This window comes from Escherichia sp. KS167_9B (assembly GCF_030295215.1).
Classification (GTDB): Bacteria; Pseudomonadota; Gammaproteobacteria; order Enterobacterales; family Enterobacteriaceae; genus Escherichia; species Escherichia coli_F.
Genome location: NZ_AP025754.1, coordinates 4,552,647 through 4,569,950, shown reverse-complemented (window position 1 = coordinate 4,569,950; position 17,304 = coordinate 4,552,647). Strand labels below are relative to the sequence as shown.

At 41.7% G+C, this 17,304-nt stretch carries 12 protein-coding genes and 1 pseudogene; 11 read left to right on the top strand and 2 right to left on the bottom strand.

Going from position 1 to position 17,304, the window contains the following annotated elements:
- Positions 1–19: 19 nt before the first annotated feature.
- The 10 genes and pseudogenes from lpfB-O113 (at position 20) to QUE34_RS22835 (ending at position 12,130) form a co-directional block, all read left to right on the top strand.
- Entirely contained in the window at positions 20–751 is a 732-nt protein-coding gene (gene lpfB-O113 / locus QUE34_RS22880) for a long polar fimbrial chaperone LpfB-O113 (protein ID WP_105268633.1), read from the top strand.
- 24 nt (positions 752–775) lie between these two features.
- The gene (gene lpfC-O113, locus QUE34_RS22875) at positions 776–3,295 is read left to right on the top strand and encodes a long polar fimbrial usher protein LpfC-O113 (RefSeq protein ID WP_105268634.1); all 2,520 of its coding nucleotides are present in this window, start codon (positions 776–778) and stop codon (positions 3,293–3,295) included.
- Between the two features lie 9 nt (positions 3,296–3,304).
- On the top strand, positions 3,305–4,378 hold the full coding sequence (locus QUE34_RS22870) for a fimbrial protein (RefSeq protein WP_103253845.1): 1,074 nt from the start codon (positions 3,305–3,307) through the stop codon (positions 4,376–4,378).
- A 246-nt stretch (positions 4,379–4,624) separates the two neighbouring features.
- Positions 4,625–5,665: a phosphate ABC transporter substrate-binding protein PstS gene (pstS, locus tag QUE34_RS22865; protein WP_000867152.1), complete on the top strand. Its 1,041-nt coding sequence runs from the start codon at positions 4,625–4,627 to the stop codon at positions 5,663–5,665.
- A gap of 85 nt (positions 5,666–5,750) precedes the next feature.
- Positions 5,751–6,710, top strand: a complete 960-nt coding sequence (pstC, locus tag QUE34_RS22860) for a phosphate ABC transporter permease PstC (RefSeq protein WP_000741620.1) — start codon at positions 5,751–5,753, stop codon at positions 6,708–6,710.
- On the top strand, positions 6,710–7,600 hold the full coding sequence (gene pstA / locus QUE34_RS22855; protein ID WP_001252002.1) for a phosphate ABC transporter permease PstA: 891 nt from the start codon (positions 6,710–6,712) through the stop codon (positions 7,598–7,600). The genes pstC and pstA overlap by 1 nt, the downstream gene beginning before the upstream one ends.
- A 90-nt stretch (positions 7,601–7,690) precedes the next feature.
- Complete coding sequence (pstB, locus tag QUE34_RS22850) at positions 7,691–8,464, top strand: phosphate ABC transporter ATP-binding protein PstB (RefSeq protein WP_000063126.1); 774 nt, start codon at positions 7,691–7,693, stop codon at positions 8,462–8,464.
- A 14-nt stretch (positions 8,465–8,478) separates the two neighbouring features.
- Positions 8,479–9,204 carry a phosphate signaling complex protein PhoU gene (phoU, locus tag QUE34_RS22845; protein WP_000377785.1) on the top strand — a complete coding sequence of 242 codons (726 nt, stop codon included), beginning with the start codon at positions 8,479–8,481 and terminating at the stop codon, positions 9,202–9,204.
- Positions 9,205–9,631: 427 nt separating this feature from the next.
- Positions 9,632–9,779: pseudogene (locus tag QUE34_RS22840) on the top strand (hypothetical protein).
- On the top strand, positions 9,746–12,130 hold the full coding sequence (locus tag QUE34_RS22835; protein WP_141218827.1) for a type III effector protein: 2,385 nt from the start codon (positions 9,746–9,748) through the stop codon (positions 12,128–12,130). Before QUE34_RS22840 ends, QUE34_RS22835 begins: the two are co-directional and overlap by 34 nt.
- A gap of 469 nt (positions 12,131–12,599) precedes the next feature.
- Here QUE34_RS22835 and QUE34_RS22825 read toward each other — a convergent pair whose 3' ends face one another.
- Positions 12,600–13,787: a pentapeptide repeat-containing protein gene (locus QUE34_RS22825; protein WP_032304113.1), complete on the bottom strand. Its 1,188-nt coding sequence runs from the start codon at positions 13,785–13,787 to the stop codon at positions 12,600–12,602.
- Between the two features lie 297 nt (positions 13,788–14,084).
- Here QUE34_RS22825 and QUE34_RS22820 point away from each other — a divergent pair, with 297 nt between their 5' ends.
- Positions 14,085–16,487, top strand: a complete 2,403-nt coding sequence (locus tag QUE34_RS22820) for a hypothetical protein (RefSeq protein WP_032304112.1) — start codon at positions 14,085–14,087, stop codon at positions 16,485–16,487.
- Positions 16,488–16,623: 136 nt separating this feature from the next.
- On the opposite strand, the gene yieH is transcribed toward QUE34_RS22820, so the two are convergent.
- Positions 16,624–17,289 (bottom strand): 6-phosphogluconate phosphatase, encoded by a 666-nt coding sequence (gene yieH, locus QUE34_RS22815; RefSeq protein ID WP_032304111.1) that lies wholly within the window; start codon positions 17,287–17,289, stop codon positions 16,624–16,626.
- Positions 17,290–17,304 lie beyond the last annotated feature (15 nt).

Here is a 17,304-nt window from a genome sequence, read left to right as displayed (position 1 = left end):
CTTTGGCCAGGGAGTCGTTATGTCCAGAAAAAGTTGTCTAATCAGGCTCTTTAAAGCAATAATTTCGCATAACTTATTAGTTTTAATTCTACTAAGCGCCTATTTAGTCCGGCCGGCATTAACCTATGCTGGTGTTGTTATTGGCGGTACACGAGTCGTTTATGTGAGCAATGATGCAGATAAATCTATTTCTGTATTTAGTAAAGAAGAAAAAATTCCTTACCTCATCCAGGCGTGGGTGGACCCATTTAATAAAGATGATAAAACTAAAGCGCCATTTATTGTTATTCCGCCGGTATCACGTTTAGAGCCCGCGCAAGAAAAAATATTACGTATTGTCCACACCAAAGGTTTGTCATTACCAGAGGATCGTGAGTCTGTCTTCTGGCTAAATATCAAAAACATTCCGCCCTCTGCGAGCAACAAAGAAGCGAATTCGCTGGAAATCGCCGTTAAAACGCGAATTAAGCTGTTCTGGAGACCGGCATCTATCCGCATGATTCCCGAAAATGCCGCACCAAAGGTGAAGTGGCATCGGGAAGGCCGAAATCTTATTGCTGAGAACCCTAACCCGATTCATATCAGCGTGATGGATGTCATTGTTGATGGCCATGATGTGCCTCTCAACATGATCCGACCTTTCGAGACGCTCACATTACCGTTGCCTGCTAATTCTTCGGGTAGCCAAATGACCTGGCGATTTATTAATGACTACGGCGCGATAAGCGAGCCAATAAAGCAAGCGTTGTAAGCATTGCATAAGGATAGGCGAATTATGGTTACGACCAGAATAGCGGTTGGTCTGACGGCAGGGACGTGTCTCGTTTTCTCGCAAAGCCTGATGGCCGAGGTCAGCGTATTTAATCCGGCGCTGCTGGAAATAGACCATCAATCCGGAGTCGATATTCGCCAGTTTAACAAAGCGAATCACATACCTCCCGGCGCCTACAGTGTTGATATTTTTATCAATGGCAAAATGTTCGAGCGTCAGGATGTGACTTTTGTTCAGGATAACCCTGATGCCGATCTGCACGCTTGCTTTGTCGCGGTAAAAAAAACGCTGACTTCCTTTGGCGTAAAAGTTGACGCGCTGAAAGCGCTCAATAAGGTGGATGACAAGGCCTGTATTGACCCTGCACCACGCATTGAAGGCTCAACCTGGCAACTGGACAGCGATAAGCTGCAACTGAATATCACCATTCCCCAGATCTATATGGATGCGATGGCTTACGATTACATAAGCCCCACGCGTTGGGATGAGGGAATTAACGCACTGACTATCAACTACGATTTTTCCGGTTCTCATACCCTGCGCTCGGATTACAGCTCTCAGGAGACCGATACCAGTTATCTCAACCTGCGTAACGGACTCAATATTGGGCCGTGGCGACTACGCAATTACAGCACCTTAAACACCACCGATGGTCGTGCGGAATACAACTCTATCAGCACCTGGATACAACGTGATATTGCTGCGTTAAGAAGCCAGATTATGATCGGCGATACGTGGACGGCGAGCGATATTTTCGACAGCACGCAAATCCGTGGTGCACGACTTTATACTGATAAAGATATGTTACCCGCCAGCCAGAATGGCTTCGCGCCTGTGGTTCGTGGGATTGCAAAATCCAACGCCACCGTCATCATTCGGCAGAACGGCTACGTAATTTATCAGTCAGCCGTGCCACAAGGCGCCTTTGAAATCACCGACCTCAATACTGCCAGCTCAGGCGGCGACCTGGATGTAACTATCAAGGAAGAAGATGGTAGTGAACAACGATTCACCCAGCCTTATGCGTCGCTGGCTATCCTCAAACGTGAAGGTCAGACCGATGTAGATGTTAGCGTGGGGGAACTGCGCGATGAAGATGGTTTTACTCCTGACGTGCTTCAGGCACAGATCCTTCATGGCTTGCCCTACGGTTTTACCTTGTATGGCGGCGTACAGGCTGCTGAAAAGTATGGTTCTGTTGCTTTGGGGGTAGGTAAAGATCTCGGTTCTCTGGGAGCCATCTCCTTAGATGTAACACATGCCAGAGCGAAATTTGCTGATGATACGGAAACGGGTCAATCATATCGTTTTCTGTATTCAAAACGTTTTGACGATACAGACACCAGCTTACGCCTGGTTGGCTATCGTTACTCTACCGAAGGCTACTATACCCTCAATGAATGGGCCTCCCGGCAAAATAGTCCCGAAGATTTCTGGCAAACCGGAAACCGTCGCAGCCGTGTGGAAGGAACGTTAACGCAATCGCTGGGCAGAGATTATGGCAACTTATACCTGACATTAAGCCGCCAGCAATATTGGCACACAGATGATGTCGAACGATTAATCCAATTTGGTTACAGCAGTAGCTGGAAGCGCCTCTCGTGGAACGTCTCATGGAGTTATTCCAATACGGCCCGGCAAGGGACGAGTAATAGTTATGCCAATGATAACACCAGCGAACAAATCTACATGCTCTCTTTATCAGTTCCATTATCGGGCTGGTGGGGAAATAGTTATGCCACCTATTCGGTTTCGCAAAATGATGATTCTGGTAGCTCGCATCAACTTGGCCTAAGCGGTACGGCGCTGGAGAAAAATAATCTCTCCTGGAATCTCATGCAGTCCTATAACAGCCGCGATGATCAAGTAGGCGGTAATATGTCGCTGACCTATGACGGTACCTACGGCACGTTAAACGGCAGTTATAACTACAGCCAAAATTCTCAGCGACTCAATTATGGTATCCGGGGTGGCATTCTGGCGCACAGTGAAGGGATAACGTTTAGCCAGGAACTGGGTGAAACCATTGCCCTTATTAAAGCACCGGGAGCCGCAGGTCTGGAAATTGATAATATGCGCGGGGCGGCAACAGACTGGCGTGGTTACACGGTTAAGACACAGCTAAATCCTTATGATGAAAACCGGGTAGCGATCAGCGACAACTATTTCTCTAAGTCGAATGTTGAACTCGATAATACCGTCGTTACGATGGTTCCTACCCGCGGCGCGGTGGTTAAAGCGGAGTTTGTGACGCATGTGGGTTACCGCGTTCTCTTCAGAGTGGTAAATGCAAATGGTAAACCGGCACCTTTTGGCGCCATTGCCTCAGTTCAAAACACAAGTACCGCCGATTCAGGAATAGTCGGTGATTCTGGTGAGCTTTATCTCTCGGGTCTGTCAGATAAAGGGCAGGTCACTTTATCCTGGGGAGGAGACGCAGTCACGAAATGTACCTTTGGCTACTCACTTTCAGTACCAGAAAATGAGAATGGTTTAATTGAGCAGAGTGTCACCTGTAATTAAAGGTTTTTTATGAGAAATAATATTCTGTTGTGGTGTTTTTCTATTGTCGCCATTTTTTACACGAGTACGACTCTTGCGGCCCCTCAAGGTATCTGTACTCCGGATAATGGCGTTTTTCATAGTGTGCTTGATTTTCCTGGATATGTTATTACGGCAACTCAGAATAAAGCGGGGTCCACATTTAATACAACAGTAACTAATGGCGGGTCTTATCCGGCACACTGTCACTGTAATACAGGAAAGGTCGGTGAATTTCCCTATATTTACTACACGGCAAAAATAAATGATGCTTTAAGTTATGCTGGGGTTCATTCTAATGTAAATTACTATAATCTTAATCCACATCTGGATGTGGGTATAGCAATTGATCTTTTGGGGGTCGGATTTGTTAATGCACCATTCGAGTATCATGCTAATGATCCTGATGTAACTACAGTATATAATTGTGGAAGAGAGGAGCCATTAGATATTTCTAGTGGTGCCAAGGCTAAGGTTTATTTTTATATTAAAAAACCCTTTGCGGGAAAGGTAACTATTCCCACAACGCTTGTTGCGAAGTTGTACGGAACTATCAGCCGTGACACACCGATTGATTATTCGCAGCCGATGGCTGATGTTTATGTTCGTGGAGACATCACTGCGCCACAAAGTTGTGAAATTAATAGTTTACAGCCTATTAATTTTGATTTTAGTACTATTCCAGCCGCAGATTTTTCATCTGTTGTCGGGAGTGCTGTGTCAGCGCATAAAATCACCAAAACTGTCACTATTGAGTGTGAGTATTTAGGAATAATGAATACGGATGATATCACTACCTCTTTTTATGCTACTGAACCCAGTAGCGATAATTCGATGGTTGTAACATCAAACCCAAATGTAGGGATAAAAATCTACGATAAAAATAACAGGGAAATCAACGTCAACGGGGGCGAACTACCAACTGATATGGGAGCAACAAGCGTTATTGGTGAGAAAGCTGGCAATGTAACTTTTTCTGCTGCCCCTGCGAGCCTCACTGGTGCACGACCCGCGCCAGGAACATTTACTGCTACGGCAACTATCACCATCGAAATTGTTCGTTAATCAAAGGACAACGGTGCTCCTCGCACCGTTGTCATCAGACACCTCTTTCTAACCTATTTGCACATGACATGACAAAAAGATGACATGGTTTTTCTTTTTGCCTGGTTATAAAAATCAATAAATTACGCATAAATCTCGTTGTGTCATAAAACTGTCATATTCCATACATATAACTGTCACCTGTTTGTCCTATTTTGCTTCTCGTAGCCAACAAACAATGCTTTATGAATCCTCCCAGGAGACATTATGAAAGTTATGCGTACCACCGTCGCAACTGTTGTCGCCGCGACCTTATCGATGAGCGCTTTCTCTGTGTTTGCAGAAGCAAGCCTGACAGGTGCAGGTGCAACCTTCCCTGCGCCGGTGTATGCCAAATGGGCTGACACTTACCAGAAAGAAACCGGTAATAAAGTTAACTACCAGGGTATCGGTTCTTCCGGCGGCGTAAAACAGATTATCGCCAACACCGTTGATTTCGGTGCTTCTGACGCGCCGCTGTCTGACGAAAAACTGGCTCAGGAAGGTCTGTTCCAGTTCCCGACCGTAATTGGCGGCGTGGTGCTGGCGGTTAACATTCCGGGGCTAAAATCTGGCGAACTGGTGCTGGATGGTAAAACCCTCGGCGACATCTACCTGGGCAAAATCAAAAAGTGGGATGATGAAGCCATCGCCAAACTGAATCCGGGTCTGAAACTGCCTTCACAGAACATTGCTGTAGTGCGCCGCGCAGATGGCTCCGGGACATCCTTCGTCTTCACCAGCTACCTGGCGAAAGTGAACGAAGAATGGAAAAACAACGTTGGTACTGGCTCTACCGTAAAATGGCCAATCGGTCTGGGCGGTAAAGGTAACGACGGTATCGCCGCGTTCGTTCAGCGTCTGCCGGGTGCAATTGGTTACGTTGAATATGCTTACGCTAAGCAGAACAACCTGGCGTACACCAAACTGATCTCCGCTGATGGTAAACCGGTTAGTCCGACCGAAGAAAACTTCGCTAATGCAGCAAAAGGCGCAGACTGGAGCAAAACATTCGCTCAGGATCTGACCAACCAGAAAGGCGAAGATGCATGGCCTATCACTTCTACCACCTTCATTCTGGTCCACAAAGATCAGAAGAAACCTGAGCAGGGTGTAGAAGTGCTGAAGTTCTTCGACTGGGCGTACAAAACAGGGGCTAAACAGGCTAACGACCTGGATTACGCCAGCCTGCCGGATAGCGTAGTTGAACAAGTTCGCGCTGCGTGGAAGACCAATATTAAAGACAGTAGCGGCAAGCCACTGTACTAATAAAACACCATGCCGGATAAGGCATTAACGGCTTATCCGGCATTACAAAATGACTTTGTAAACGCGTTTAACTGAAGAGTAACTTATGGCTGCAACCAAGCCTGCTTTTAACCCACCGGGTAAAAAGGGCGACATAATTTTCAGCGTGCTGGTAAAACTGGCGGCGCTGATTGTGCTATTGATGTTGGGTGGCATTATTGTCTCTCTGATCATCTCCTCCTGGCCGAGCATTCAGAAATTTGGTCTGGCTTTCCTGTGGACCAAAGAGTGGGATGCGCCGAACGATATCTACGGGGCGCTGGTGCCGATCTACGGTACGTTGGTGACCTCGTTTATCGCGCTGCTGATCGCCGTCCCGGTGAGTTTCGGTATCGCCCTGTTCCTGACCGAGCTTGCGCCTGGCTGGCTGAAGCGCCCGCTGGGTATCGCCATTGAGTTGCTGGCAGCCATTCCAAGTATCGTGTACGGCATGTGGGGCCTGTTTATCTTCGCGCCACTGTTCGCCGTTTACTTCCAGGAGCCGGTCGGCAATATCATGTCTAATATCCCGATTGTTGGCGCGCTGTTCTCCGGCCCGGCCTTTGGTATCGGTATCCTTGCGGCAGGCGTGATCCTCGCCATCATGATTATTCCGTACATTGCAGCGGTAATGCGCGATGTATTCGAACAAACCCCGGTGATGATGAAAGAGTCAGCCTACGGTATCGGCTGCACCACCTGGGAAGTTATCTGGCGTATCGTTCTTCCGTTCACCAAAAATGGGGTTATCGGCGGCATCATGCTGGGTCTGGGGCGCGCGCTCGGTGAAACCATGGCGGTGACCTTTATCATCGGTAACACCTACCAGCTCGACAGCGCCTCGCTGTACATGCCGGGCAACAGTATCACCTCTGCGCTGGCGAACGAATTTGCTGAAGCGGAATCCGGTCTGCACGTTGCCGCACTGATGGAACTGGGCCTGATCCTGTTTGTGATTACCTTCATCGTCCTCGCCGCATCGAAGTTTATGATTATGCGCTTGGCTAAGAATGAGGGGGCACGCTAATGGCTATGGTTGAAACGCAAACCACTGCGGCACTGGCAGAATCCCGCCGCAAAATGCAGGCGCGTCGCCGCCTCAAAAACCGTATTGCACTGACGCTCTCAATGGCGACGATGGCTTTCGGTTTGTTTTGGCTGATCTGGATTTTAATGTCCACCATCACTCGCGGTATCGATGGTATGTCGCTGGCGCTGTTCACCGAAATGACGCCGCCGCCAAATACGGAAGGCGGTGGTCTGGCGAACGCCCTGGCGGGTAGCGGCCTGTTAATTTTGTGGGCCACGGTATTCGGTACGCCACTGGGCATTATGGCGGGGATTTACCTGGCGGAATATGGACGTAAATCCTGGCTGGCAGAAGTTATTCGCTTCATTAACGACATTCTGCTCTCCGCGCCGTCGATTGTGGTTGGTCTGTTTGTTTACACCATCGTGGTGGCGCAAATGGAGCACTTCTCCGGCTGGGCGGGCGTGATTGCCCTGGCGTTGTTGCAGGTACCGATTGTTATCCGCACCACCGAGAACATGCTGAAACTGGTGCCGGACAGCCTGCGTGAAGCGGCTTATGCGCTGGGTACGCCGAAGTGGAAGATGATCTCCGCGATTACGCTAAAAGCGTCGGTGTCCGGGATCATGACCGGTATCCTGCTGGCGATTGCCCGTATTGCTGGTGAAACCGCGCCGCTGCTGTTTACCGCGCTCTCCAACCAGTTCTGGAGCACGGACATGATGCAGCCGATCGCCAACTTGCCGGTGACGATCTTTAAGTTTGCGATGAGCCCATTTGCAGAATGGCAGCAATTGGCCTGGGCCGGGGTGTTGATTATTACCCTGTGCGTCCTGCTGCTGAACATTCTGGCGCGCGTTGTTTTTGCGAAGAATAAACACGGTTAACACTTTGCCGGATGCGGTGTGAACGCCTTATCCGGCCTACGGTAAGCCTGATTAGCGAAGTGCATCAGGCACGATGAGGAAAAGATTGCAATGAGTATGGTTGAAACTGCCCCGAGTAAAATTCAGGTTCGTAATTTGAACTTCTACTACGGCAAATTCCATGCCCTGAAAAACATCAACCTGGATATCGCCAAAAACCAGGTTACGGCGTTTATCGGGCCGTCTGGCTGCGGTAAATCGACGCTGCTGCGTACTTTCAACAAAATGTTTGAACTGTATCCGGAGCAGCGTGCGGAAGGTGAGATTTTGCTCGATGGCGACAACATCCTGACTAACACTCAGGATATCGCCCTGCTGCGTGCGAAAGTGGGCATGGTGTTCCAGAAACCGACGCCGTTCCCGATGTCCATTTACGACAACATCGCCTTTGGCGTGCGTCTGTTTGAGAAGCTCTCCCGTGCCGACATGGACGAGCGCGTGCAGTGGGCATTGACCAAAGCCGCATTGTGGAACGAAACCAAAGATAAATTGCACCAGAGCGGTTACTCTCTCTCTGGTGGTCAGCAACAGCGTCTGTGCATTGCGCGTGGTATCGCCATTCGCCCGGAAGTGCTGCTACTCGACGAACCGTGTTCGGCGCTCGACCCTATCTCTACCGGGCGTATTGAAGAGCTGATCACCGAACTGAAGCAGGATTACACCGTAGTGATCGTCACCCACAACATGCAGCAGGCAGCGCGTTGTTCCGACCACACGGCGTTTATGTACCTGGGCGAATTGATTGAGTTCAGCAACACGGACGATCTGTTCACCAAACCAGCGAAGAAACAAACAGAAGACTACATCACCGGTCGTTACGGTTGATTCAGGAGTGCGTTATGGACAGTCTCAATCTTAATAAACATATTTCCGGCCAGTTCAATGCCGAACTGGAAAGCATCCGCACGCAGGTGATGACCATGGGCGGCATGGTGGAGCAGCAGCTTTCTGATGCGATCACCGCGATGCATAACCAGGACAGCGATCTGGCGAAGCGGGTGATCGAAGGCGACAAGAACGTCAACATGATGGAAGTGGCGATCGATGAAGCCTGCGTGCGCATTATCGCCAAACGTCAGCCGACGGCGAGCGACCTGCGTCTGGTGATGGTGATCAGCAAAACCATCGCCGAACTGGAGCGTATTGGTGACGTGGCGGATAAAATCTGCCGCACCGCGCTGGAGAAATTCTCCCAGCAGCATCAGCCGTTGCTGGTAAGTCTGGAGTCGCTGGGCCGTCATACCATCCAGATGCTGCACGACGTGCTCGACGCGTTCGCGCGGATGGACATTGACGAAGCGGTACGTATTTATCGTGAAGATAAAAAAGTCGATCAGGAGTACGAAGGTATTGTTCGTCAGCTGATGACCTACATGATGGAAGATTCGCGCACCATTCCAAGCGTACTTACCGCGCTGTTTTGTGCGCGTTCAATCGAACGTATCGGCGACCGCTGCCAGAATATTTGTGAGTTTATCTTCTACTACGTGAAAGGTCAGGATTTCCGTCACGTAGGCGGTGATGAGCTGGATAAACTGCTGGCCGGAAAAGACCCGAAAGAGTAACGCTAACTGTAGGTCAGATAAGGCTTTTACGCCGCATCTGGCAATCAGCCCGGTCATACATAGTTACCGGGCTGATAAACTTTCTCCTTGAAATATTGCCACACAAACTCACCTCGAAACTCTCCCCAGTGCAATGCAAATATATTATTTCATTTGAATTATTTTACTTTTAATGTAGTGCCCCGTTATAAAATTTTTTTTGTTATTCCTTTCATTTATATCGTTACCCGTACAGAAAATGGAAAAGAAAACAAAAAAACCAGGGTAAAAGCCCTATATCGGAACATAAAAAATGAGCGATTTTTTACAGTATTCATAGGTGGTTTAGTCATAATCGTATCAAAACAACACCAAAGTGTTCTTTTTTATACAAAACGGTTATGTATTGTGAGCGGGCGAATAAATATTGTGTTCAGGAGAAATGATTATGGCTATATCATCATATAGTACAGTTACAGATAAATTTGCTACTCTGACTAAAATGCCAGATGAAAATCTGAATGAAAAAAATAGAACGCAAAAATATTCAGGAAAAATTGGTTTGTCTCTTGATGATGTGGGTAAGTATTCAGTAACTCATAAAGATATAACAAATATTTTAGCTGGTGATAGTCAATCTTTTCTTAAACGAAGTCTTTGGGAGTTTATACTCGATCTTTTTCCCATGTCTCATATTAAGGAGGCTAAACAAGCCATTGTAGATTTTGTGACGAAAACTGATGATAAAGTTGAGATGTTTAATAGAGTTAAATCTCTCGCCGATCAAGATCAACAATGGCGCTTTAATACGACTACAGAATTTACTGTAGATGAAAATAAAGACATTATTGTTAGTAGAGTATTTAATATAAATATTAATGCGCAAGATTATCATAATGATGCTGAAAAAAACACAATGCGTTCTTTATTTTCTGAAGAACTCAGCTTGGATATTTATAAGCATGATATTCATTTTGATCAGAAGGCTTTTCAATCAGGGATGCTGAAAATACAGTTCCCAAATGATAATGAAAAGCTTAGCGTATATTTAAAAAATAAAATCCCCTTTGAAAATATCACAATCGATTTATCTGCGCTGGAAAAAGAAGCCCTGGCATCTCTAAAATATTGTAACTTTAAAAAAGTGACATTCACTGGTGCTATATCTTACGAAAATCTTAATGGTTCAGTATTTGGAAATTGTTTTTTTGAGGACTGTATTTTTGAGAATGTGTCACTTGTTAGCTCCAGGTATCGAGTAAAACCAAATAATGAAATACCTATTTACGGCGTGTTTAAAGAGTGTTTTCTGTATCGATGTGAAATAAAAAATTTTAACATAGATACATCAAAAATATACTCTGTAAATCAAGATCCCAATGTGGGTAAGCCAGTTGGTGCATATCTGTTTATGCAGTCATTTGTAGATGAGTGTACTCTTCAGGATGGAGTGTGTAAAAATGCAAGTGTTATTGCAAGCAGTTTGTTATGTTGTAAAATAGCAAAGCTTAATGGTGCTGAAATGGATTTCATAGGGACTTCGTTTTATCACAAATATAAATGTGAATTAAAATATGATAATCATTTTTATAATTGTGATTTTAGCTCCTCTGATATGACATACAAGCGAAATGGAATTCGCAAAGATTTACTGGATTTTGATCCCAGAGAGTATTTCAAAAAGGATGGAGGTAAACTTAATCTGGATAAACACATTTCAAACCTTATCTACGTTAATCTTTTCCCTAATATGAGTGGCGGTCGTTATATAAATGATAAATACGTTGCTGATGATATAGATAAATATTTAAAACTTAGTAATTGCAATTTACTTAAAACTTGTTTGGGCGAGTCAATCAATGGAATTAAATTGGATGATTGTGCTATTGATCATTTAACCACTTGGTTAAGTGGTAATCTTGCTGCGAACACCCAGATTAGAATTCCTGTTTATATGGACATGAAAGGAGCTATAGCTGAAAATGGCATTTCAGATTTCATGAAAAATTTAATGGAAATTAATTCATGGGTAGAAGAATTTAATAAATATGGCAAGGATGCGGAAAGTCATTACCAAAAGGAACTATTATATTTACAATCTTTGTTGGTCAAGCTGGGGCGCTTCAATCTTGATGATGAAGGAAAAAAATATCAACTTAATGGTGAAGCTATCCAGTATATTATATTAAAAGTTTTGTACAATATAGAAAAAGATATAGCCAATGAAATAGATATTGATAAAGTGAATTTCATGCATAAGCTCTATACTGGATTCTTTTGGCAAAGACCTTACGATCAACGTAACTATTTAAAAATAAATCGTTCTGCTATTTCAAACAGCAAAACATTTCACTTCCACTTTGATTTTAATGATTTGCGAAATATTTACAAAGAATATAATAAAAATCATAAAGATGATAGTTTTGATAAAATGCAAAAGATTTTTTTAGCATTGAATGAATTTAAGGAAAGAACGAAAATAAATTATAGGGATTATAGAAAAGTATCAAAATATGTAGATGATAAAGTCGATTTATTCTCTGGCATTGAGCAATACTTACGGTGGGTAATTGAGAAAAATAATGACTATAATAAGGAAAATTATGGCGATATAAAAGACAAATATGCCAAACTTATTGTCGAAAGAAATGATTTAGTCGATACTAAGGATCAATTGATTAAAGAGGATTTTTACTTAAATAATAAAGACAATAAAGATAAAAAAGATGCGGAAAGAATTAATGAGATTAAGGGGATAATAAAGGTGATAGATGGAAAAATACCAAATATAAGTAAAGAGATTCTACATCTTAAGGATGAAACAGAGAGATTGGAGAAAGAGTATCAACAAGAAAATACACTTAATGATGTAGTTCAAAATATCAGGAGTTGGCTAAAAGAAAATGAAAATATGGTGAAAGCTATTAAGAAAATTGATACTGAATAACATGGCGAATAAATAAACGGATCAAGTCGTTCCTGTGACAATGAGGTTATACGAAAAGACGCTTACTCATCAGAAATTTGGTATGCTTTAATTAAACCAGTGTCGCTGATGTGTAAGCGTTGACGTTGGGAGGCGATTAAATGGTTATACCACTCCTACGCCTTTTCCAGACGGCGTATAAGAGTGCAACATGTTGAGTTTTCCGAGCGAATGGTGCATTTTACTAACCGAGCCATTTGAAACAACCAACGCAATAAAAAAGACTGGAATAATAAGCCTGTATTTATTATTCATCGCAATCGCACTCTACGGTTTTATCCTGCAGAAATGAGACTACTTCCAGCGGTTGTGGATTATCCCTGGACGATAGTCATAGTCTGGTGTCAGGATTCACAAATGACCTGTTACCTGACATGGATATAAACACAACATAGAGTGCGGTAGTTAATCTGAATCATCTATTTTTCGGCTACACAGCACAAAACAACATTATTGATTCTTTATAAGAGAGAATCTCTCCATTATTTTTATATAAATCATTATTAAGAAAATCCAGAAGCTCTTGCCTTACACTATAAATATTGACTTTTTGGTCAACCAACGACAGTAATATATCCTTGATACCTTTTAATTTCATATTTCTATCAGATATTGTATTAAAAGTGAAGATGATATTACGTTTATTACAACTGGAGAACCAATATTTTAGAGTATTATTCGTCCACTTTGTTGGTGTCTTAATTAGTTGCGCTGTTGTTGTTTTTACATTGTTAAATGTAGAACCGCTAAAATTTGTCCCGACGCACGAAATGAAATTCATCTCTGAATTGTCAAAATTGCAATTCTTTATCTCACACATATCAAGGTTAACATCATGAAATGTCGAATATTTCATGTTTGCATGTGAAAATAAACATGCAATAAACGTTATATATTGCAACCTGGCATTACAAAAAGATTTATTTTTAAAATCAAAACAAAAGGTTTTTTTTATTTTGAAATTGTTATTATATCTGCAATGTAAAGAAATCATGTTTTTTATTAACTGATAACACCATTGTGATGATTCTGGTAATTCATAGGGATGTAAATGGATGTTTTCATCGAATATAACCTGTGAGTTATGGTTGTTTATTGAAGATATATGGAAGCTATCATTTGTTAAAGCTATGGTTGTGCTAAAATTATGGTGGTGATCAGCGCTCATGAAATCAAATGTAACAATGTCGTTGTTTTCTTTCTTTTCTTTGTGATATGCGTTTAAAAAAGAAATATTTTCGATCTGTTCATCAGTTAATGTCAATGGCATTTCGTCATCAAAGAAAGCGTAATCGGCATTTGGGACTGGAATATTTTCAATTGAGCATAGTTTTAATAAAAAAATATGAAAACAATGGAACTTATTTTTGTCAATAAGAGAACTTAATCTCTGTTGTATCTTCTGTAGTTGTCCTTTGGGAAGTAAATGCTGTAAATTTGAAAAAGAGCCATCTAAAACATATTTGTATGTAAAAAGGTCCTCTCTCTGACCAGTTATCAAAAAATCGTCAGGTATTTTAGAAAAACGATTGATATGACATAAATATTCCATTTGCTCCATGTCTATATACTTATGGGGAACTGCATAGTTTGGTGGAGTGCCAATAAGATTTTCCATAAATCACCTTGGTAACATATTATAAAATCTATTTATTCTAACATTGACAATATAACCAGCTATAAAAAATCGCTCATTTTCAGATATTGCGGTTTACCTGAGGGATGATTCGTTATGCCTAAAAATTGGGAATCCAAGGTAAACACCCTGGATTAAATCGGGGGAAATGAGCTATTTTTTATAGTCTTCACTAGTAATATAAGTAACACTTGTTGCTAACCTGGCTAGCGGTAGTGTTAATTAACAATCTAGATGTCGTTATTTTTAAACACCCTAATATTGCACATCGGAGGATTTATGGTTGCTAAATTAAGATCAGATGTTCTTATAAATGCTAATCCCTTTTCAGAGGTGAAAAATGAGAAGCATAAGCATAACGGATATTCTGACAAGGTTACTTTAGATATTAATAATAAGAAATACGATGTAAATTTTAAGGATATTGAAAATATTCTGGATGGTAATGGGGCATTATTTAAAAAACGTACACTGTGGGAGTTTATTCGCGATCTTTTTCCCGGATCGCATATTAAACAAGTTAAAAGCTTAATTTACGAATTTGTGACAAAAAATGATAATAAAGCGGAGATGTTCAAGAATATTAAATCTCTGGCCAAAGTAGAAGAACAATGGCGATTTAGTACTACTACAGATTTTACCACAAATGAAAATAATGAAGTGGTTGTGTGTAGATCTTTTAATCTCTACACGGGGGAGACTGTAAATGAGGCCGATAAGCATCAAGTTTTTTCTGAAAGATTCACTCTTGATAACTATCTTGATGATTTACATTTTGATAATTCTCCCATGAAGAGATTAAAGTTTTCTGATAATGCTGTAAAACTTACGACGCTGATTAAAAATAAAATTCCTATTTTTGATACAACTATCAATTTAACTTCGTTGCCTAAAGATGTATTAAATTCATTAAAATATTGTAGTTTTAAAAATGTAACTTTTTCAGGAAATATAGAAACTCCGACCCTTGAAGGCCCAGTTTTTGAAAATTGTTATTTCGAAGATTGTAAGTTCAACAACATACATTTTTATGATCCTAATGAAAAAACTGCAGAGTCAGGAAATGAAAAATCAATAATAGGTATGTTTAAAGGTTGTTTTATTTCTAAATGCGAAATAAAACAATATAGTTGTGAGACGTCTCAAGTCTACACCGTTAAACAACCCGTCAATATCCAAGAAAAATTAGGGGCTTATCTCTTTATGCAGTCTTTTGTTCAAGACTGTACAATTCAGGGAGGTAGTTGTCCTGGATCGAGTATACTTCTGAGTCATTTTTATAACTGTGATATCACAGGACTTGAAGCTCCTGGAATGAAATTTTTGGCAAACTCATTCAACAAGTCTAATAATAATTACATCAGGGGGAGGGATCATGGGATAGTATTTAATAATTGTACTTTGAACCATATTAAAATAAACAGTGGTCTTGGTGAAGCTGGTTCAGGTAAATATATGTTTAACCCCGTTGAGTATTTTTCTGATCGCATTGAAAGAAGATCGAGAACTCTTAAGTTAGATGATAATTTTATTAAATGTGCAGACAATATTAATAAAGGTATTAACTCTTCATATAGCAATGAAAATACAGAGAATAATAACATTTTCTTTAAAAATAGTCGTTTGCACGGGGCGGATCTGGGCTATTGTTACAGAGAGGACAGACTCGAAGGCTGTGCTATCGATTCTGCTACAATTTATTCACAAGGTAGTCTTACCGATAAAAAATACATTTATATGAATATAGACGGAGCTATAAGTAAAGAACAAATACCTAATTTCATAAATCAGGCAGATGCTCTATATAAAGACATAGGGGAACTTGAAAAATCCTTGCCAAATACTCGGCTAATATATGAAAAAGCATTTGCAGAATTACAGTCGTTTTTAGCCGCACTCTATAATGAAAATGGATCGTTTAAAGAGGAATTTTCTTTTGATATTGAAAAAGCTAATTTTTTTATCTTCAAAGATATGCATGGTAGGGCACAACATATCATTAACAATATGATGGGACGTGACAGAATTAACTTTGTTGAATCTGTCATAAAAGAAAAAATTTCGCAGTCAAATGCACAAGAAGATCTTAAATATTCAGAAGAATTTATCCGAAAAGAAAGGCAAGAGTCTCATAACCAATTTGATAGAAATTTAAATTTCAAATTTAAAAATCTTGTCCACCTATTTGACGATGTTGATATAGACAAAATAGAGCTAAAAAAACAACTAGAAAAAATAAAATCTTTTAAAGAACTTTACGACTCAGCACTCAATAATTTTGCTTTCGATTTTCAAAATTTAGCAGGTATATTTAAAATTAACAAGGAAAGTTTAACCAAATATTATCAGGAAGTAAAAGAGTCCAATGAAGGTTACGAGGACATATTGCAAAAAATTAACGAATTAACAAAAGAACATAATAAAATTGTGAAAGAGAAAGCACAACTAGTTAGTGAAAACAAAGATAATTTGACGCGTAATGATATACAAAGAAAATTAAATAACTTTAAGATTGATATTGATAAAATAGATGATGAAATACGAACTTACCAGGATATTGTTCAAAATTATAGTCGGGAGAAAAAATATAAAAAGTATAAAAAACTCAGTGAAATAATCTTGAATATTATTACATGGTTCGATAAATATCCCGATATTGTGAAAAATATAACCCAGGCTTAGCTAAGCAGAGAGTGATTGACTGGACGAATAACGACATAAATTTTTGAAAGGGAAACATACGCTTACTCATCAGACACTTGGTAGTCTTTATCTCAAACCAGCGTGACTGATGTGTAAGCGTTAAAGTTCGGAGCAATTAACGCGCTATATCCCAGCCGCGTGCCTTCCAGAGCGCAGGCAGTTGCGCCAGCTCGGTAAAGGTGGTGACTTTCGGGTGAACGATCGGCTTATTGTGCGGGTCAGCGCAGAAGTAAAACACTTCCATACCGGCATCTATCCCTGACTGCGCACCGGCGCTGGAGTCATCGACCAGAATGCAGTTTTCAACGTTCACATTCATCGCTTTTGCCGCATGGAACATTAATGCCGGGTCAGGCTTCCAACGCTGAATGTCGTAACCACTGAACAGTTTTTCCGGGAAGTAGTGCAGCATATTGAGCTTACCAAGCGAATGCTGCATTTTGCTCACCGGGCCATTAGAAACCACGCACATCGGCACGTTAACGCTCGCCAGCAATTCGTTCGCTCCCGTGATGACCTCTAGTTCGCTATCAAACAGGCGGGTGACTTCTGCGCGGTAAACGTGCTCTGCATCGGCCTGGACCATCGTCACGTCCTGCTCTTTACTGATGATATCGATGATTTCATAGAGTTTTACGCCTTTAAAACGGGTAAAAATCTCTTCCAGGTCTACGTTAATGCCAAATTCCCTGAACATCGTCACATATGCGCGAGAGCAAATGACCTCGCTATCGACCAGCGTACCGTCGCAGTCGAAAAATACCGCTTCTATCTGGGACATGTCTTTCCTTTATCA